Here is an 18124-nt window from a genome sequence, read left to right as displayed (position 1 = left end):
TGCACGGAGACGGCAATGACCACGAACTCCACGTACATCCCCGCAGGCTTCGACCCCGTCACCCTCGAGGTGCTCCGGATGCGGCTGGACTCCATCGTCGAGGAGATGGGCAGCGCGATGATCCGGTCCTCCGGATCACCGGTGATCACCGAATCCGGCGACTTCAACACCGCGCTGTTCGACCCCGAGGGACGGATCTACTCCTATTCGGACTTCGTCCAGTTCCACATCGGATCCGGCAGCGTGGCGGTGCAGAACCTCGTCGCGGAGATCGAGGGCGAACCGCTGCACCCCGGGGACGCGTTCATCTGCAACGACCCGCACACCGCCGGTTCGGCGCACCCGCCGGACACCAACGTCATCTCCCCGATCTTCTACGGCGACGAGCTCATCGGCTGGGCGCAGTCGCAGGCGCACCTGGTGGATGTCGGCGGGATGACCCCAGGAGGCTTCGCGCCCGGAGCCTACGACTGCTACAGCGAAGCGCTGCGGCTGCCGCCCGGAGTGAAGGTCTTCGAGCGCGGCAAACCCGTCGAGTGGGTGCGCCGCGTGCTGCTGAACAACGTCCGGGTTCCGACGCTGTTCTGGAACGACGTGCGCAGCCTGGTCGCCAGCAACAACACCGGCATCCGCAGGCTGTGCGGCACGGTCGAGGAGTTCGGGCTCGCGGAGTTCCGCGAGCACACGCGGGTCAACTTCGAGATCGCCGAGCGCGTGGTGCGCGAGCGGATCGCGCTGCTCACCGACGGCGTGTACGAGGCCGACGAGTGGACCGAGCACAACGGCCACGTCAACGAGCTCTACCGCGTGCACTGCACGATGACCAAGTCCGGTGACCAGATCACGATGGATTTCGCCGGTTCCAGCCCGCAGACCGACGGCTTCATCAACCTCAGCTACGGAACGTTGGTGGGCAGCGTCGCCAGCGCGCTGGTGCCGATCCTGGCTTGGGACGTGCCGTTCAACGAGGGCGTCATGACCGCGTGCACCGTGCTCGCCGAACGCGGTTCCCTGGTCAACCCGCTGCCACCGGCGCCGATCAGCAACGGGCACCTCACCACCGGTGCCCGGGTCAGCCGGCTTGTCACCAAGCTGCTCAACGAGGCGGCCCGGACCAGCGACAGCGAGCTGATCCGGGCCCGGACGCAAGGAGTCTGGGCGGATTCCTGGACCGGCGGCATCTCTGCGGGCAGCCGCGACGACGGCGAGTTCTTCGTGCTGTTCAACATGGACGGCGGCGGCATGGGAACCGGGGCGCAGCCGGTGACCGACGGCCTCGACTGCGGCGGGATGATGACCCAGGTCAACAACGCGCTGCCGGACGTCGAGATGAACGAGATGCTCTACCCGGTGCTGTACTTGTGGAAGCGCCTCAACCTCGACAGCGCCGGGCACGGCGCTCATCGAGGTGGGCACGGCCACGAGTTCGCTTGGAAGCTGCACGGGGCGCGAGAAGTGACCCAGACCGTGTTCGCGCCCAACGCGCAGGTGGTCGCGGACGGCTTCGGCGGCGGGTTCGCGGGAGGGGGCAGCGGACACGCGGTGTGGCGCGGCACCAACATCAACGACCTGCTCGGCGGCGGGACCGTCCCGACGGACGGCGAGCTGACCGCCGATAGGAGAGATCTGTTGGAGATCAACCAGCAGGACGTCACGATCGGTTCCGACGACGTGTTCGTCCAGTGGGTGGCCGGCGGCGGAGGTTACGGCGATCCCCTGTTGCGCGATCCGGAGCTGGTCGCCCGAGATGTGGCCGACGGGTACCTGACCGCGGCTGCCGCGTCGCGGGTGTACGGAGTGGAGTTCACCGGCGGCGGCGTTGATCGCGGTGCGACCGAGCACCGGCGCACCGCGCTGCGTACCGAGCGGCTCGGCGGAGCGGTTCCGGTGCAGCCGGTGTCCGCGGGCGCGACCGCCGAGAGCTCCGCCCCGCGACGTGACGCCGCGGGCTGGTACTGCCCGGCGAGCGGTGCACGGCTGGGCACTGGTGCGGACTGGCGACCCGGGGCCCTGATCCGCACCGGCATCGCATCGGAGCGGTTGTCCGAACTCGGTGTGCGGGTGCGAGCGCGGGAGTCCGAACCCGCCGTGTGGATCGACGAGCTGATCAGTCCAGCGTGCGGCACGTTGCTCGAGACCCGGATCCGGGTGGCGCCGCGCGAGGAAGGGAAGACGCGATGAGCGAAGTTCCAGCGAGTTCCGACAGCGCGACGACCTCACGGGGTCCGCTCGCGGGCGTGGTCGTCCTAGACGTGACGCGGGTGGTGGCCGGGCCGTTCTGCTCGATGATCCTGGCGGATCTCGGCGCCACCGTCATCAAGATCGAACGCCCCGGCGATCCGGATTACGCGCGGGACTTCCCGCCCTTCCTCGAATCGGAGAACGGCGATCGGTTCAGCGCATTCTTCGCCCAGTACAACCGGAACAAGCTCGGACTCACCCTTGATCTCGCCGTCCCGGAGGGCAAGGAGCTGCTGAAGCGGCTCGTCGAGCGCGCCGACGTGCTCGTCGAGAACTTCCGCCCCGGCACGATGGACAAACTCGGCCTCGGCTACGAGCAACTGCGGCAGGCCAACGCCCGGCTCGTCTACACCGCGATCTCGGGCTTCGGCCAGACGGGCCCGTACCGGCGCCGACCGGCGTTCGACAACAGTGCGCAGGCCGCCGGCGGACTCTGGTCGATGAACGGGAACCCGGATCAGCCCCCGACGCGGGTGGGGACCATCATCGGCGACCTGGCGGCGACCATGTACGCCGTGATCGGAACTCTGGCGGCGCTCCGGCACGCCGAGCGGACCGGAGAGGGCCAGCTCGTCGACGTGGCCCAGCAGGACTCGGTGCTCTCGTTGACCGAGAACGCCGTTGTCTCCTACACGGTCGATGGCACGATCGCGAAACCCTTGGGCAATGCCCACCCGTTCGTCCGGCCCTACGAGCTCTACCCCTGCAAGGACGGGTACGTGTTCTTCGGCGGTTACACGGACAAGTTCTGGAGGCTCACCTGCGCCATGTTCGGCGAGCACGACGTGGCCGAGGACCCCGAGATCGACACCATGGCCAAGCGCTTCGATCCGGAGGTCTACGAGCGTCGGGTCCGGCCATTGCTGCACCGGTGGATGGCGGGGCGAACGCGAGCGGAACTGGAGGAGCTCGCGGGCGATCAGGTACCGCTCACCGCGATCAAGGACATCGGTGATGTCGTGAACGATCCGCACATCAAGGAACGCGACATGATCGTCGATGTCGAGTACCCCGATTTCGGCACGCTCCAGATGTTCGGCCAGCCCGTGCACCTCGGCGCCACTCCGGCCGATCCGCGGGGTCTCGCGCCCAAGCTCGGTGAGCACAACGACCTGCTGCTGCGGGGTTTGGCGGGGTTGTCCGAGGACCAGATCGCGGTGTTGCGCAGTTCGGGGGCGGTGTGAGTGGGCATCACCTTGGAACGCGAGGGCCCGGTGGCGGTCGTCCGGTTCGACCGTCCCGACAAGCTCAATGCCCTGACGCTGGCGATGTACGACGAACTGGCCGAGGCGTTCGCGGAAGTGCGCGACGACGATTCCATCGCGGCGGCGGTGCTGACGGGTCGCGGCGACCGTGCCTTCTGCGTCGGGGCGGATCTGGAGGAGTCCATCCCCGCCCTGGCCGAGGGCCGGTTCGACATCTCCCGCTGGGACGGCGCGCACCAGAAGCACACCGATGTGTTCAAGCCCGTCATCGGGGCGGTCAACGGGCTGTGCCTGGGGGGCGGTTTCGAGATCCTGCTCTCCACTGATCTGCGAATCGCCAGTGAACAAGCCGAATTTCAACTCCCGGAGCCCCGCGTCGGCGTGGTGCCCGCAGGGGGAACGCTCGTTCGCTTGACGAGGCAGATCCCGCATGCGTGGGCGATGCGGCTCCTGCTGCTCGCGGAACGCCTCAGCGCCCGCGAAGCGCTGCGGTACGGGCTGTTGAACGAGGTGGTGCCCGCTGACGAGGTGCTGCCGACCGCGATCGAGTGGGCGGAACGTCTCGCGGAACTGAGCGGGACGGCCGTCGCCACGATCAAGGAAGCGGTGCTGCGGCTGGGAAATCTGCCTCCGGAGGAGGCGTTCCACAGCGAAGCCCTCTACGGGCAACGCGCTTTCGGTTCCCCCGACGCGGCCGAAGGTCTCGCGGCATTCCGGCAGAAGCGCGACCCGGTGTTCCCGTCTCGCCGGTCCATGCGGGGCGACGCCGAGAGCTGACGGCAATCCACCGCCTACCGGGGCCGACGGGCAGCGTGCTCGTCGGCCCCGGTAGTGCGCTCTCACGCAGGACCAACAGGCGAGTGTCGGTATCGCACATCATCGCGCGGCAATGGTGTGTTCTTCGTCCATAACCGGTCGCCCCGCGGCGGACCTAGCGTCTCGCTGGAACGGCGACGCGGCCGGCGGCGTGAACTCGGCGCGGTCGGCCCGCTGCCGCGCAGCATGCGAGTGCCCAGGAGGAACGGTGTCGACCAGTCGACCAACAGGATTCGAAGATCGCCCCATCGCTCAGCGGCGAGAGCTGGTGGCCGAGAACGCCGCCACGCTCGACGGAGGCGACCTGGACGCCTCGGACTCCGGACATGCGCTCGGCCTCGATCAGGCCGAGCAGAACGTCGAGCGGTTGATCGCAGGCGGGGTCGTCCGAGCCGAGCACGCTGAACGGGCGCCTGTCGAACTCCGCGGTGAGCTCCGATGACCGGGCTGCCGATGGTGGTGCCGGAACGGGGATTGCCCGAGCACGTGACCATCTGCGAAGTCGGCCCCCGCGACGGCCTGCAGGCCGAACAGGCCCGGCTGAACACCGGCATCAAGATCGAGCTCATCCGACGATTGCTGGCAGCGGGACTGCACTTGGTCGAAGCGACGAGTTTCGTGTCCCCGCGGTGGGTGCCGCAGCTCGGCGATGCCGCTGAGGTGCTCGCCGGTATCGACCTCTCCGGAACGGCGCGACACCCGGTGCTCGTGCCCAACGAGCACGGGATGCGACGTGCGTTGGAGGCCGGGGCGAAGGAGATCGCCGTGTTCGCCAGTGCGACCGAGGGCTTCGCCCGCCGCAACCTCGGACGCGGAGCCGACGAGGTGCTGGCGGCGCTCGCGCCGGTCGTGGCCGAAGGACGGCAGCGGGGCATGGTGGTCCGCGGCTATATCTCGATGTGCTTCGGCGATCCGTGGGAGGGCGCGGTCCCGGTCCATCGCGTAGTGGAGGCCGCGCGGCGGCTGGTCGATCAGGGATGCACGCGGATCGCACTGGGCGACACCATCGGGGTGGCGACTCCGGGCCACGTCACAGCGCTGGTCGAGGCGCTGGACGCGGCAGGGATCGCCCCTTCGGTGCTGGCGTTGCATTGCCACGACACCTACGGGCAGGCGTTGGCCAACGTGCACGCGGGCTTGCAGGCGGGCGTGCGGGAGTTCGACAGCTCGGTCGGCGGGACCGGCGGCTGCCCGTTCGCCCGCAGCGCGACAGGCAACCTCGCCACGGAGGATCTGGTGTGGATGCTGCACGGCCTCGGTTACGACACCGGCGTCGACCTCGCCGCAGTGGTGCGCACCGGCACGTGGCTGGCCAGACACCTGGGGCGGCCGAACCCGTCACGGGTTGCCGCGGCGCTGAGCCGGGAGGGCGATCGATCAGGGAGTGCGGAATGACCCTCGACAAGACAATGCCCAGTGCGGGGAGGCGGATCCGATATCTGATTCGTCCGGTTTGTGGTCAGCCCACGCGCTCGATCGCGATTCCCCGCAGTGACTTGAGCTCCGAGACGAGCTCGGTGCACACCTTCACCGGCCAAGCCGGCAGTTCGAGTCGAGTCGAACCCAAGTGGACGTGCACCGGGGTTTCGCCGCGGTAGGTGCCGAGCGTGTTGCGGAGTTCGCCGATGAGTTCCTTGTCGATCTTCTTGGCATCAGCGCGGAGCACGAACGGCGGCGCTGATCCGGGCGAGTGCTCGGCCGCGGCGATGTCCACCGGTACGGCGTCCGAGGCGAACACGCTGATCTCGCCTTCACGTTCGTTGACCCGGCCCTTGACGGCGAGCGCGGTGTCTTCGGCCAAGCAGTCGGAGAACAGCTCGTAGGACTTCGGGAAGAACAGCACTTCCACGCTGGCGTCGAAGTCCTCCAGCGTGACGATGGCCCAGGGCTGCCCGTTCTTGTTGAGCCGCCGCTGGATCGCTGAGATCATTCCAGCGATCTTGGCCTCTTCTTTGCCGTTGGGGCCGGGCTCGCGTTCTCCACCGACGAGTTCTGCGATGGTGGTGTCCTGGTACGGCCGCAACAACCGCTCGGCGCCGTCCAGGGGGTGCGCGGAGACGTAGAGGCCGAGCATCTCCCGCTCGTACGCGAGGAGCTGTTTGCGCGGCCATTCCTCATGGGTGAACTGGAGGTGCGCCAGCGGGGAGGAATCGGGGCTGGTGGCGGTGTCGTCGCCTCCGCCGAACAGGTCGAACTGCCCCATCGCCTCTTGGCGTTTGAGGCCGATCACGGCGTCGACCGCCGCCTCGTGGTGTTGGGTCAGGGCCATGCGAGTGGCTCCGAGCGAGTCGAAGGCGCCTGCCTTGATCAGCGACTCGATGACCCGCTTGTTGCACGCGGTGATCTCGACCTTGTCGAGGAAATCGGTGAACGAGGAGTAGCGGCCCTTGGTCTCACGCGTTTTGGTGATCGACTCGACCACGTTCGTGCCGACGTTGCGGATGGCTCCCATTCCGAAACGGATTCGACCGTCCACGGCCGCGTGCCCGACGACGGATTCGTTCACGTCCGGCGGTAGCACGCGGATTCCCATTCGGCGGCACTCGGACAGGTAGATGCCGGTCTTGTCCTTGTTGTGCGCGTTGGCGGTCAGCAGCGCCGCCATGTATTCGGCCGGGTAGTGCGCTTTCAGGTAGGCGGTCCAGTAGGTCACCAAGCCGTAGGCGGCCGCGTGGGACTTGTTGAACGCGTATCCGGCGAAGGGCAGCACCGTCGCCCAGAGCTGGTCGATGGCCTCTTTGCTGTACTCCCGTTCGGCCATCCCGGCTTCGAACCGGGCGAACTGCTCGTCCATCACCTCCTTCTTCTTCTTGCCCATCGCGCGACGGAGCAAGTCGGCTTGTCCGAGCGTGTATCCCGCCACTCGCTGGGCGATGGCCATGATCTGCTCTTGGTAGACGATCAGGCCGTACGTTTCACCGAGCACGTCTTCGAGCGGTTGGTCGAGTTCGGCGTGGATCGGCTCGACGGGCTTCTTGCCGTTCTTGCGGTCGGCGTAGTCGAGGTGGGCGTTGACGTCCATCGGGCCCGGCCGGTACAGGGCGACGCAGGCGACGATGTCGCCGAACCGGGTGGGGGCCATGCGCTTGAGCAGCGATTGCATTCCGCCACCTTCAAGCTGGAACACGCCCAAGCTCTCGCCTCTGCCCAGCATCTCGAAGGTGGGGGCGTCATCGAGGGGGATGTCGAGCGGTTCGATCTCAACACCGTGATTGGCCTTCACCATGCGCACGGTGTCGTCGATCGTGGTCATGTTGACGAGGCCGAGAATATCGATCTTGAGCAGGCCCACGTCTTCGCACTGCGGCCCGTCCCAGCCGGTGATGATCTCACCGTCATCGCGTTTCCACAGCGGCAGCACGTCGAGCAGTGGTTCGCGGGAGATGATGTGGGCGCAGGCGTGCACGCCTGCGTTCCGGATCAAGCCTTCCAGTCCGCGTGCGGTATCGAAGATCTTGCCGATCTGCGCGTCGTTCTCGATCAGCGAGCGAACTTCGGCGGCCTCGGTGTAGCGCTCGTGCTGTGGATCGACGATCCCGGACAGCGGGATGTCCTTCGCCGCGATCGGCGCCGGTAGTGCTTTGCTGAACTGGTCGGCGAGCTGGAATCCAGGTTGCCCGAGGTGCACGCGGGCGGCGTCCTTGAACGCCGCTTTCGTTTTAATCGTGCCGTAGGTGATGACCTTGGCGAAGTATTCTTCGCCGTACTTCTCCTTCGCGTAGGCGATGACCTCATCGCGCCTGCGCTCGTCGAAGTCGATGTCGATGTCGGGTGGCGAGTCGCGCTCGGGGTTGAGGAACCGCTCGAACAGGAGTCCGTGTTGCAAGGGGTCGATATCGATGATGTGCAGAACATAGGACAGCAGCGCGCCCGCGGCCGAGCCACGTCCCGGCCCTACGCGAATGCCGTTGTTCTTGGCCCACCGGATCATGTCACCGACGACCAGGAAGTACGAGCTGTACCCCTTCTCGGTGATGACCTTCAGCTCCCATTCGAGCTGGTCGCGGTAGTCTTGGGTGAAGCTGTCGCCTGGGAATCGGGTCGGGATGAATTCCTCGACCTCTTCGCGCAGCACTTCGACATCGGTGCTGCCGGGCTTGATCTTGGCCTGCGGCATCCGGTTCGTGGGTGCGAATGCCTCGTCGTAACCCTCGACCATGTCGGTGATCAGCAAGGTGCTGTCGGCGGCACCGGGAACCTCGGCGTCCCAGTACTCGCGCATCTCCGCCGATGATTTGATGTGGTAGCCGTCGCCGTTGAACTTGAACCTGTCGGTGTCGGCGAGCGTTGAGCGGGTTTGCAGGCAGAGCAGAGCGTCGTGGTGGCCGGCCTGATCCGCGGTCACGTAGTGGCTGTCGTTCGTGGCCACGGTCCGGAGGTCGAGTTGGCGGGCGATGTCCAGCAGCTCTGCGCGGATGTTGCGCTCCATCTGGATGCCGTGGTCCATGACCTCGATGAAGAAGCGGTCCGGCCCGAAGATGTCCTTGTAGTCGGAGGCGGCCTGCACGGCCTCCTGCTTCTGGCCCAGGCGGAGGCGGGTGAGGATTTCGCCGGCGAGGCAGCCGCTCGTGGCGATGATCCCGTCCGCGTGCTCGGCGATCAGCTCCTTGTCCATGCGCGGTTTGCGGAAGAACCCTTGCATGGACGCGAGCGAGGACAGTTTGAACAGGTTGCGCAGCCCGGTCGAGTTCTGCGCGAGCATGGTCATGTGCGTGTACGCACCGGCGCCGGAGACATCGCCGCTCTCGCCGTACTCGTCGACCTCTTTCTTGCCGGTTCGTGCTCGTTCGCCCCAGAACACCGGTTTCTTGTGGTAGCGGCTCGCCGGAGCAACGTACGCCTCGATGCCGATGATCGGCTTGATGCCGGACTTCTTGGCCTGCGCGTTGAAGGAGTGCGCGCCGAACATGTTGCCGTGGTCGGTCATCGCCACCGCGGGTTGTTCGAGCCGAGCGACCTCGGCGAACAGTGCGTTGTGCTTGGCGGCACCGTCGAGCATCGAGAACTCGGTGTGCACGTGCAGGTGAACGAACCGATCAGACACGCGGGCATCTCCGGGAGCGTCGGGTAGGGGCTGGGTCGGTGGCGGGTCAACTCTAGTCGTCCTACCCGGTGTAGCCGGGCTGCGTCGAGCGAGTGTTGCCGCCTCGCCGCACCGAGCCTGCGGGCGGGTTGGATCCGGCCGGTGCAGTCGCAGGTTCTGCAGTCGTCACCGCCCTGCCGGCCGCTTCCGCCGCAGTTCGGGCACGCCCTCCATCACCGGGCAGGGCGATCTGCAGTGCCCTCCGGGAACCGCCTTTCATCGAGGCGAGGGCGCTGGGTCGGACCGGCTCCCGAGGTTTTCATGACCGATCGTTCTTGACTGGTCGTTCCTGAAAGGGCTAGCGTCGTCGCATGGGACGGCGGCGGACTTTCGACGTGGACGAGGTCGTGGCGGCAGCGGCGGATCTGTTCGCGCGCCGCGCCTACGACGGGGTGTCCGTCGATGACCTGGTCACCCGGCTCGGCGTGCACCGCAACAGCCTTTACGGCGTGTTCGGCAGCAAGCGGGGCCTGTACCTGGCGGCGTTGCGCCACCACATCGAGCACGAGGTTCGCCCGCACCTGGGCCGGGCGGTTCAGCCGGATCATGTGCCGGAGTGGGATCTGCTGCTGGTCGCCGCGGTCGATCGGGCGCTCGACGATCCCGAGGTCGCCGACCTGGTGTCGTCGATCTTCGCGGAACTGGACGAGGCGACGGGGGATCCGCGTGCGACCGAGGCGCTGCTGGGGCGTTGGCTGCGCCGGCGGCCGGTGATGGCGAAGGAGATCTGACGTGGCGGTAATCAGGGTGCAGGGCCAGGACCTGGTCGTGGAGATGGCGGGACTGGACAAGGTCTGGGCGCACAAGAGCAAGCTGACCATTCCGCTGGCGCATGTGCGGGGCGCCACGATGGATCCGGGCGTTCTGGGCGAGCCCAAGGGGATTCGGGCGCCGGGTACGCACGTGCCGGGGGTGATCACGGCGGGCACCTTCCACAAGGACGGTGAGAAGGTCTTCTGGGCCGTGCGCGACGCGCGGAAGGCCGTGGTCGTGGAGTTGACCGGCGACGAACGTTTTGCCCGCCTGGTGGTCGAAGTCGAGGACCCGCGTGCGGCCGTAGCCCTGATCGAACGGGCCGCGAGCCGATGACGAACGGGGTCGCGCTCATCTCCCCGACGTGGCGGAGAGCCGGGGTGAGATCCAGCGGCCGAGGGCGCGGAGGAGGCCGCGGAACTCGGGGCCGTTCGGGCGGACCAGCAGTCCTGCGTAGCGCAGCGCGTCGGCGTATTCGGCCATGAGCACGATCCGGCCGTCGACGACGTCGAAGCGGGTGGCGTAGTCGTTGCGGTACTGCTTGCCGTTGCCGGTCAGGGCCATGTCGCCCGTTCCGCGGAAGAAGACCGCCCCGTCCGGGGTGACCGTCCACTCGTGGTCGCGCCAGATCAGTGGGGTGAACTTGTCGAACAGCGCCCGGGTGTAGGCGGCGACGTCCGCTTTGCCGTTCATGTCGGCCACGCAGCGCCCGCGGCGACGGCCGGCGATGAGGTCGGCGACACCGTCCGGCGTCGTGGTGGCCTTCGTGTGCATGAACAGCTGCCGCACCTCCGGGTGCAGCAAGCGGTCGACGGCGTCGGGGTCCTTCGCCTCGACCGCGCGGATGAACTCCTGCGCGATCTGCAGGGCGGTGCGGGCGGCGGGCTGTACCTGGTCGGTCATGCTCGAATCTCCGGTGTTCGTCGGGGGAGGGGCGGGCTCAGGCGTCCCAGCTCAGGACGGGCTCGCCGAAGGCAGGTGGCAGGCCGAAGGACTCGAACCGGGGCGTCCACCAGCGGGTGAACTCGGATTCGTAGGTCCGCAGCCGTTCCGCGAAGGTGGGCACGTCGACGCCCTCGTCGAACTCCAGGTAGACGATGAACTCGGCGCTGCCGTCGGCGTTGGGCTGCAACCACATCCGCTCCCGGACGTAGCCGACCTCCCGCGCTCGGGCGTCGAGGCCGGGCAGGTGCCGGGCGTGGAGCTCGTCGAGCAGGTTCCGGAACTCCGGGACGCGCTCCGCCCGGATCGGGAGGGTCCACGCGGTGCTGGTCATGACAACGTCTCCTTCGTCGCTCGCGCGGTCCGAGCGCCGGGCCGCGCATCCCCGAGCCTGCGGCCCTGCGGCGCCGCCCGGAAGACCGCGCGGAGCCTGGTACCGGCAAGACCAGGCTCCGATCTGGCCGGGTCGCGGGGCAGGCTAGGACGATGGGGGCGTGGGAACGACGGACCGCAGCGAGTTCGCTGCCTACCTGCGCCGCCGCCGGGCGATGCTCCCGCCACCGGAACCCGCCGGAGGCGGGCGGGCGTCCCGGCGGCGGGTGCCCGGCCTGCGGCGGCAGGAACTGGCCGCGCTGGCCAACATCTCGGTCGAGTACTACACGCGCCTGGAACAGGGCCGGGCCACGCGAGCGTCCCGGGAGATCCTCACCGCGCTGTCCCGCGCGTTCGAGCTCACCGACCCCGAGCGCGACCACCTCTTCCGCCTCGGGGGCGAGGTCCCGCCGGAACCGGCGGCCCCGCAGCAGGTGGTCCGGCCCGGGCTGCTGCGGATGGTTTACGACCTCGGCGCGACCACGCCGGTGACCGTCCACGATGGACGCCTCGATCTGCTGGCCCGTAACGAGGCCGCCGCCGAACTGCTCGCTCCGCTGGAACGGGACGGGCCGCACGGGCGCAACATCGTCTTCCAGGCGTTCACCGCGGAGGACCTGCCCGCCCTGCTCGGCGACGACGGGGCGGACCTGTTCCTGCGGGTGGCCGCGGCCGAACTGCGGACCGCGCTCAGCCGGTACCCCGGCGACGCCTACCTCGGCGCGATCCGCGACGAGCTCACCGCCACCAGCGCCACCTTCCGCGAGCGCTGGGATCGGGGCGAGGTCAGCGCTTGGAAATCCGCGGTGAAGGACATGCACCGGCCCGGCCGCGGCTGGACCCGGTTCGGCATCGAGATCCTCCACGAACCCGAACGCGACCACTGGGTCATGCTCTACACCCCGACCGACCGCGCGTAGCCGCGATGGTCGGCCGAGCGCGGGTTCTTCTCGGTCGGAAACCGCGAGCACCTCGGTCGCCCGCACCGGCTCCCATCACCGGCCCCACCGCTCGAACCGCGCCGGGCGCCCCGGCGGAGATCGGGCGAGGAGCTCCGGACCTCAGAGGCCGTACACGCGGCGGGCGGTGCCTGCGAAGAGGTGGGCGCGGTCGGCGTCGGTCAGGGGCTCGGTGATGCGTTGAAGGTGTTCCACAGCGTCCGGTAGGGGACGCCGACCCCGTCCACGGGGTAGTTGCTCTCGAACATGCACCGGTCGGGGCCGAACGCGTCGATGCAGGTGTCGATCCAGGGCCGCCAGAGCTCGGCGAGCTCCGCGGAGGACGCGGGGCGTTCCGCGGTGCGGTAGTCGAACGCGGCGAGGCGGGCGACGAGGCCGCCCAGCTTGCAGGTGACGTTGGGTCGTTCGGCGACCGCCCGCACCCCGCGGCGCCAGGTGGCGAAGTCCTCGTCGGTGCGCCCGGCGTAGCGCCCGTAGCCGAGGGGGCCGCCGCAGTGGTCGAGCACGAAGGACAGGTCGGGCACCGCGTCGGCCGCCGCGGCCACGTCATCGAGCTGGGGGAAGACGACCCAGGTGTCGAGGGTGAGGCCGAGGTCGCTCAGCTTCGCCATCCCCTTACGCACCACCGGATCGGCGAGCAGGTGCGGGGCGCTGCCGGTGTGGCTGTTCTCGACGTCCGGTTCCTCGTCCCCCCGATGCCGGGGTGGCGGCTCCGGGCATCCAGGCGGGCGTTGACCTTGCGTCCCACCGGCAGGCGAACCACGCTCTGATCCGTTCCGCGGTGCCGGTCGCCGCCCCACCACTTTCCACTTGCAGAAGTGGAAAGCGATCGAATATGTTTTCCACCATGGAAAGTGATTTCACGCCGCGGCGCGCCTTGGCCGAAGCCGAGCGCGGCTCCGTTGCCACCTGGATCGACTACCCGCCGACCCGCTGGTGGTACTACCCCGCAGCCGGGGCCTGGGCCTGCGCGCTCGTCCTCGCGGTGACCGAGCTGCACGGGTTGTGGAGCGCCGCGGCGCTGCTGGCGCTGGTGGCCGTCGCGTTGATCGCCCAGGTCCGGTACCGCCGGGTGCGCGGTGCATGGCCGGACGTCGCTGGTGCACCGGCGGAGTTCAAGCCCGCCATCAGGGCCTACCTGATCGGCGCGGCGGTCCTGACGGCCACCATCGCGCTGCTCGCCGTGTTCGCCGGTGGTGTCGTGGCGGCGGCTGTGACGTTCGTGGGCGTCACGGGAGGGCTGCTGTGGTACGAGAAGGCGTACGAACACGCAGCGGCGCGGACCCGCCGACGGGTCGAGGGCGAGGGATGAATCTCTCCGACCTCGATGCCGTCATCCACGCTCCCAAACGCCTGGCGGCGATGTCGGTCCTGGCCGGCGGTGAGCACGCCGACTTCGGCTTCCTGCGCGACCACCTCGGCATCAGCGACTCGGACCTGTCGAAGCAGATGAACACGCTGGAGCACGCCGGCTACGTCAAGGTCAAGAAGACCGGGCGAGGCAGAGGCGGCGCCACCTGGTACCGCATCACCCCGGCCGGGCGGCAGGCGTACCGGCGCCACATCGCCGCCCTCAACGCCATCGTCGCCGACCCCGCGCGTCATTCCTGGCGGAATGAGGATGAAGGGCGCTAGGCGTCCTGGTCGCGCCGTGAGAGCGCTGCGGTAGATCCGGGTCGGGGCGCGGGTGATCTCGGCGGCCGCTGCGGGCCGCCTCCGGACGGCCTCGCGGGTCCCTGCTCCGGCGTGGCTTCATCGGACCGTGCGAGCGCCGTGGGCCGGGGGGAGCGCGGCATCCGCGCGAGCGCGGGGCGTCGGTTCGAAGCCGGTCTGCGGCCACCTCGTGGCGGTTGCGCCCCTCAGGGGAGGTCGACGACGACCTTGCCGTGCACGTGCCGTCCCGCCTGCAGCTCGACGGCGGCGCGGACCTCCTCGACGGGGAAGGTCGCCGCGATGGGCACGCGCAGCAGGCCTTCCGCGGCCAGGCGGGCGATCTCCTCGATGGCGCCGGGAGCGGCGTTGGCACCGTTCGCCGGGAGGACGCCGTCACGACGGCGGCGATCGTGGTCAGCCGGGAGCCGGGTGCGCCGAGCTCGCGCGCCACCGCGATCACGTCCGTGCCGTGCAGGTCCACGGCCGCGGTGATGCCGTCGGGAGCCAGCGGCGGCTCCGAACACCCGGTCGCCGACCTCGAACCGGACGCCGTTCCCGTCACGGGCCCCGTCGCCCACCTCGTCCACGACGCCCGCGTAGTCGTTCCCGAAGCCGCACGGCAAGCTCAGCCCGAAGCGGGCGGCGGCGTCCGCGTCCGAGGTCATGAACCAGTCCATCGGGTTCAGCCCGGCCGCGATGACGCGGACGCGGACCTGTCCCGTTGCCACCTCCGGGACGGGCACCTCGCGCAGGTCGAGGGCCGCGGGCCCTCCGAAGGATTCGACGAACTGGACGGCTCTGCTGGTCCTGGTGGACGTGCTCATGCTGATCGGACTCCGGGGAGGGGTGCGGACGGGAAGCGGACTATGCTCCGTTTCGACGAACCGTAGCACAACCGGAGCGTGTTCCGTTTTGAGGAGGTCAGACACCCGCGCGCCGCGAGCGGACGCGTCCCGCAACCGCAGGCAGCTCCTCGAGGTCGCCGCCCGCGTCTTCGCGTCCGCCGAGGCCGAACCGTCGCTGCGGGAGGTCGCGCGCGAAGCCGGGGTCGGCATCGCCACCCTCTACCGGCACTTCCCCACCCGCGAGGACCTGGTCGCCGCGGTCTACGGCGATCAGGTCCAGCGGCTCACCGACGGCGCCCGCCGACTGCTCGCGGAGCTGCCCCCGGCCGAGGCGTTGCGGGGCTGGATGGACCTGTTCGGGGACTGGGTCGCGACCAAGAACGGCATGCTGGGCACGCTGCTCACCATGATCGAGTCCGGCGAGATCGCGCACGCCCGGACCCACGCCGACCTGATCGCGGCGATCGAGGAGGTGCTTCGCGCCGGCGACGCGGCAGGTGAGCTGCGCGGCGACGTCGCGGCCGAGGACGTGGCCGCCGGCCTCATCGGCGTCTTCACCGTCGCGCCCCTCCCCGAGCACGGTGCCAGGGCCGGCCGGTTGCTCGACGTGCTGATGCGCGGTCTGCGGCCCGAGGCCTGAGCCGCTCGGCGGCCGGGTGCGCGACCGGGGTTCGCGCCGGCCACGTGCACTCGTGGCCGGAAGCGTCCGCCGGTGACCGGTCCGACGCGGCGACCTGGTCGAGCGCCGCGGCTGGGGGAGCCGCTCGACGGCGACGTGCTCGTCGGCCGCGGCGGCTGATCTTCTCGGCTTCGGCCGAATTCGTCCACTGTGGACTTCGTTCGAATCGGTTCTCCGCGGAAGGAGGTCTCCCCGTTCGGGGTGGCCGTCCACTCATGATCTCGCTGTCCCGGGTGTTCGAGCTCACCGATGCCGAACGCGACCACCTCTTCCGCCTCGGGGTCGAGGTGTCGCCGGAGTGTCCGTCCCTTGTGGACGTTGTCGTGCCGCCGAGTGCGAGCCGTGCGGGAAGTCGGCCACCTCGACGATCAGCGCGTCGTGGGCGGGACGAATCCTCGGTGGTTCAGCCGTCCGCGGCCCGCTCGGAGTTCCGATCGGGTCGGGCGGCGCGGGCGTAGCGCCCGGGCGGAACCCCCACCTCCCGCTTGAAGGCCGCGTTGAAGGCGTGCTCGGAGTGGTAGCCCAGGGAGCTCGCGATCCGGGCGATCGTGTCCTCGCCGGTGCGCAGCTTCTCGCCGGCCAGGATCATGCGCCACCGGGTCAGGTAAGCGATCGGGGTCTCGCCCGCGCGGGCCCGGAAGTGCTCGGCGAACGTCGTGCGGGACATGCCGGCCCGGGCGGCGAGCTTCTGCACGGTCCACGGGTGGGCGGGGTCGGCGTGCACGGCCTCCAGCGCGGCGCTCAACCGGGGATCGGCCAGGGCGGCGAACCAACCGACGTCGTCCGGGGACCGAGTGGCCAGGTGCAGCCGCAGCGCCTGGACCAGCATCAGGTGGGCGAGTTGCTGCGCGACCAGGTGCGAGCCCGGGCGTGCCTCGCGGACCTCCTCGGCCATGAGCTCGATCGCGCCGCGCAGCCGGGCACGATCACGGGACGCGTCGACCCGCATGAGGGTCGGCATCGACCGCAGCAGCACCGGCGCGTTCGGACTGTCGAACTCGAACCGCGTACCGATCACGCGAGTGCCGCCGCCCTGGTAGGTGATGACCCTCCCGCTGCGGGCCGGGCCGAGCACTTCGGAGGCCAGTGCCGGTTCGACGTCCGGTCCGCTGCCGATGACGGCGCCGCGGCCGGTCGGCATGACGAAGCAGGCGCCTTCGGGCAGCTCTGCGGATCCGCCCTCGACTGTCAGCCGGCACGAGCCCTCGACGACGGCGTAGCACTTGATCTGCCCGGCTAGGTCGTCGAGCTCGATCGCCCACGCGCCGCCCGCGTCGACCTCGGCCGTCCTCGGACTCCGCGGCCGGAGCAGCGACAGCACTTCGCTCAGCGGATCCATCGGCCCTCCGGACGATCGCGAACAGAACTCGGTTCTTCGAGCATAGGCGGCACCTCCGCGCCCGCTTAGAGTTTCGATCATGACGGCGAGGGACCGCCCACGACGCGCGGACCCGGTTCCCTCCCTCCGGACATTCGTCCACCCGTTCCCGCCTCTGGAAGGACTTCCGAGAATGAAAGCTGCAGTGGTCACGGCGTACGGCACCGGCCCCCGGTACGCGGACACGCCCTCCCCGCGAGCGACCGAGGAGCACGAGATCGTGGTCGACGTCCTGGCCGCCGGGCTCCATCCGCGAGTCCGGATGCAGGCCGACGGCTCGCACTACACGAGCTCCCCCGACGAGCTGCCTCTGGTGCCGGGCCTCGACGGTGTGGGGCGCGGTCCGGACGGTCGGCTCTGGTTCTTCGCGATCTTCGGGGGCCGGAGCGGTTCGATGGCCGAACAAGCGGTCATCGACACCCGGCGCAGCATCGTCCTCCCCGACGGGGCCGACCCGGTGGCGGTGGCGGCGACGATGAACTGCGTGATCGCGTCCTGGCTCGCGTTGACGCGGCGGATCGCGCTGGAACCGGGCAAGAACGTCCTGGTGCTCGGCGCGACCGGCGGCACCGGGCGGATGGCCGTGGCGGTGGCGCGGCTGTTCGGCGCCGCGCAGGTGACCGCCGTGGGGCGCGACCCGGAACGGTTGGCCGCGGTGCGCGGCGCCACCGGGACGGCCCTGATCGGTGACCCGCCACCCCCGGACGTCGACGTGGTCCTCGACTTCCTCTGGGGCGAACCGGCGGCCACGACGATGGGCGCGCTGGTCTCCGCCCGGCCCGAACCGGCACGTCCGCTGACCTGGATCAACCTCGGCGAGACGGCCGGGTCTCGGGCGGCGCTGCCCGCCGGGGCGCTGCGGTCCTCGCGGATCGACGTGATCGGCAGCGGGCAGGGCTCGCTGAGCGGAGCGGAGATGGCGGCCGCGGCCCCGGAGGTGCTGGCGGAGATCGCCCGCGGCACCTTCGCCGTGGACGCCGACCCGATCCCGCTCCACGACGTCGAACGCGCCTGGGCGAAGCCGGCCGACAGCAGCAAGCGCATCGTCCTGACCCGGTCCTGAAACCGGGATTCCCGCCGCCGTACCGGATCGTGCTCGGGTCGCCGTCGAACCGGGTCGCCGGTGTGCTCGGGGGCCCGTCACTCAGCGCAGCAAGTCGATCACGCGGGCGCGGGAGAACCGCCGAGATCAGCATCG

Annotated in this window: 18 protein-coding genes; 12 read left to right on the top strand and 6 right to left on the bottom strand. The window is 69.5% G+C overall.

Annotated features, from left to right (window positions below; translation table 11 throughout):
- Window positions 1-15: 15 nt before the first annotated feature.
- The 5 genes from LCD31_RS11430 to LCD31_RS11410 all read left to right on the top strand — a co-directional run bounded on the left by LCD31_RS11430 (window position 16) and on the right by LCD31_RS11410 (window position 5657).
- Window positions 16-2181 (top strand): hydantoinase B/oxoprolinase family protein, encoded by a 2166-nt coding sequence (locus tag LCD31_RS11430; RefSeq protein WP_224957866.1) that lies wholly within the window; start codon window positions 16-18, stop codon window positions 2179-2181.
- The gene (locus LCD31_RS11425) at window positions 2178-3425 is read left to right on the top strand and encodes a CaiB/BaiF CoA-transferase family protein (protein WP_224957902.1); all 1248 of its coding nucleotides are present in this window, start codon (window positions 2178-2180) and stop codon (window positions 3423-3425) included. The genes LCD31_RS11430 and LCD31_RS11425 overlap by 4 nt, the downstream gene beginning before the upstream one ends.
- Window positions 3426-4223 carry an enoyl-CoA hydratase/isomerase family protein gene (locus LCD31_RS11420; RefSeq protein ID WP_224957865.1) on the top strand — a complete coding sequence of 266 codons (798 nt, stop codon included), beginning with the start codon at window positions 3426-3428 and terminating at the stop codon, window positions 4221-4223.
- Window positions 4224-4530: 307 nt separating this feature from the next.
- Window positions 4531-4704 carry a hypothetical protein gene (locus LCD31_RS11415; RefSeq protein ID WP_224957864.1) on the top strand — a complete coding sequence of 58 codons (174 nt, stop codon included), beginning with the start codon at window positions 4531-4533 and terminating at the stop codon, window positions 4702-4704.
- The gene (locus LCD31_RS11410) at window positions 4701-5657 is read left to right on the top strand and encodes a hydroxymethylglutaryl-CoA lyase (protein ID WP_224957863.1); all 957 of its coding nucleotides are present in this window, start codon (window positions 4701-4703) and stop codon (window positions 5655-5657) included. Before LCD31_RS11415 ends, LCD31_RS11410 begins: the two co-directional genes overlap by 4 nt.
- Before the next feature lie 64 nt (window positions 5658-5721).
- Here the strand turns inward: LCD31_RS11410 and dnaE are convergent, their stop codons facing one another.
- Entirely contained in the window at window positions 5722-9261 is a 3540-nt protein-coding gene (dnaE, locus tag LCD31_RS11405) for a DNA polymerase III subunit alpha (protein ID WP_374201649.1), read from the bottom strand.
- A 395-nt stretch (window positions 9262-9656) separates the two neighbouring features.
- Between dnaE and LCD31_RS11400 the strand changes: the two genes are divergently transcribed.
- Both LCD31_RS11400 and LCD31_RS11395 read left to right on the top strand, forming a co-directional pair.
- Window positions 9657-10076, top strand: coding sequence for a TetR/AcrR family transcriptional regulator (locus tag LCD31_RS11400; protein ID WP_224957861.1), 420 nt, complete (start codon window positions 9657-9659; stop codon window positions 10074-10076).
- Window position 10077: 1 nt separating this feature from the next.
- Window positions 10078-10434: a hypothetical protein gene (locus LCD31_RS11395; RefSeq protein WP_224957860.1), complete on the top strand. Its 357-nt coding sequence runs from the start codon at window positions 10078-10080 to the stop codon at window positions 10432-10434.
- Between the two features lie 15 nt (window positions 10435-10449).
- Here LCD31_RS11395 and LCD31_RS11390 read toward each other — a convergent pair whose 3' ends face one another.
- The gene (locus tag LCD31_RS11390) at window positions 10450-11001 is read right to left on the bottom strand and encodes a nuclear transport factor 2 family protein (protein WP_224957859.1); all 552 of its coding nucleotides are present in this window, start codon (window positions 10999-11001) and stop codon (window positions 10450-10452) included.
- 37 nt (window positions 11002-11038) lie between these two features.
- Entirely contained in the window at window positions 11039-11374 is a 336-nt protein-coding gene (locus tag LCD31_RS11385; protein WP_224957858.1) for a hypothetical protein, read from the bottom strand.
- Between the two features lie 160 nt (window positions 11375-11534).
- On the opposite strand from LCD31_RS11385, the gene LCD31_RS29545 reads away from it, so the two are divergent.
- Window positions 11535-12332 (top strand): helix-turn-helix domain-containing protein, encoded by a 798-nt coding sequence (locus LCD31_RS29545; protein WP_224957857.1) that lies wholly within the window; start codon window positions 11535-11537, stop codon window positions 12330-12332.
- 200 nt (window positions 12333-12532) lie between these two features.
- On the opposite strand, the gene LCD31_RS11375 is transcribed toward LCD31_RS29545, so the two are convergent.
- Complete coding sequence (locus LCD31_RS11375) at window positions 12533-12982, bottom strand: amidohydrolase (protein WP_255614680.1); 450 nt, start codon at window positions 12980-12982, stop codon at window positions 12533-12535.
- A 236-nt stretch (window positions 12983-13218) separates the two neighbouring features.
- Here LCD31_RS11375 and LCD31_RS11370 point away from each other — a divergent pair, with 236 nt between their 5' ends.
- Window positions 13219-13683, top strand: coding sequence for a hypothetical protein (locus LCD31_RS11370; protein ID WP_224957855.1), 465 nt, complete (start codon window positions 13219-13221; stop codon window positions 13681-13683).
- Window positions 13680-14006: a transcriptional regulator gene (locus LCD31_RS11365; protein WP_224957854.1), complete on the top strand. Its 327-nt coding sequence runs from the start codon at window positions 13680-13682 to the stop codon at window positions 14004-14006. The genes LCD31_RS11370 and LCD31_RS11365 overlap by 4 nt, the downstream gene beginning before the upstream one ends.
- A gap of 224 nt (window positions 14007-14230) precedes the next feature.
- Here the strand turns inward: LCD31_RS11365 and LCD31_RS11360 are convergent, their stop codons facing one another.
- Window positions 14231-14848 (bottom strand): alcohol dehydrogenase catalytic domain-containing protein, encoded by a 618-nt coding sequence (locus LCD31_RS11360; RefSeq protein WP_374201648.1) that lies wholly within the window; start codon window positions 14846-14848, stop codon window positions 14231-14233.
- Window positions 14849-14936: 88 nt separating this feature from the next.
- Between LCD31_RS11360 and LCD31_RS11355 the strand changes: the two genes are divergently transcribed.
- Window positions 14937-15509 (top strand): TetR/AcrR family transcriptional regulator, encoded by a 573-nt coding sequence (locus LCD31_RS11355; RefSeq protein ID WP_224957853.1) that lies wholly within the window; start codon window positions 14937-14939, stop codon window positions 15507-15509.
- Between the two features lie 442 nt (window positions 15510-15951).
- On the opposite strand, the gene LCD31_RS11350 is transcribed toward LCD31_RS11355, so the two are convergent.
- A complete protein-coding gene (locus LCD31_RS11350; protein ID WP_224957852.1) occupies window positions 15952-16887 on the bottom strand; it encodes an AraC family transcriptional regulator in 936 nt (311 codons plus the stop codon).
- A 172-nt stretch (window positions 16888-17059) separates the two neighbouring features.
- On the opposite strand from LCD31_RS11350, the gene LCD31_RS11345 reads away from it, so the two are divergent.
- On the top strand, window positions 17060-17989 hold the full coding sequence (locus LCD31_RS11345) for a zinc-binding alcohol dehydrogenase family protein (protein WP_224957851.1): 930 nt from the start codon (window positions 17060-17062) through the stop codon (window positions 17987-17989).
- The last annotated feature ends 135 nt before the right edge of the window (window positions 17990-18124 follow it).

The organism is Saccharopolyspora sp. 6M (assembly GCF_020176775.1).
Lineage (GTDB): Bacteria > Actinomycetota > Actinomycetes > Mycobacteriales > Pseudonocardiaceae > Saccharopolyspora_C > Saccharopolyspora_C gregorii.
The sequence above is the reverse complement of the archived record's forward strand: the minus strand, read 5'-3'. Positions and strand labels throughout refer to the sequence as shown.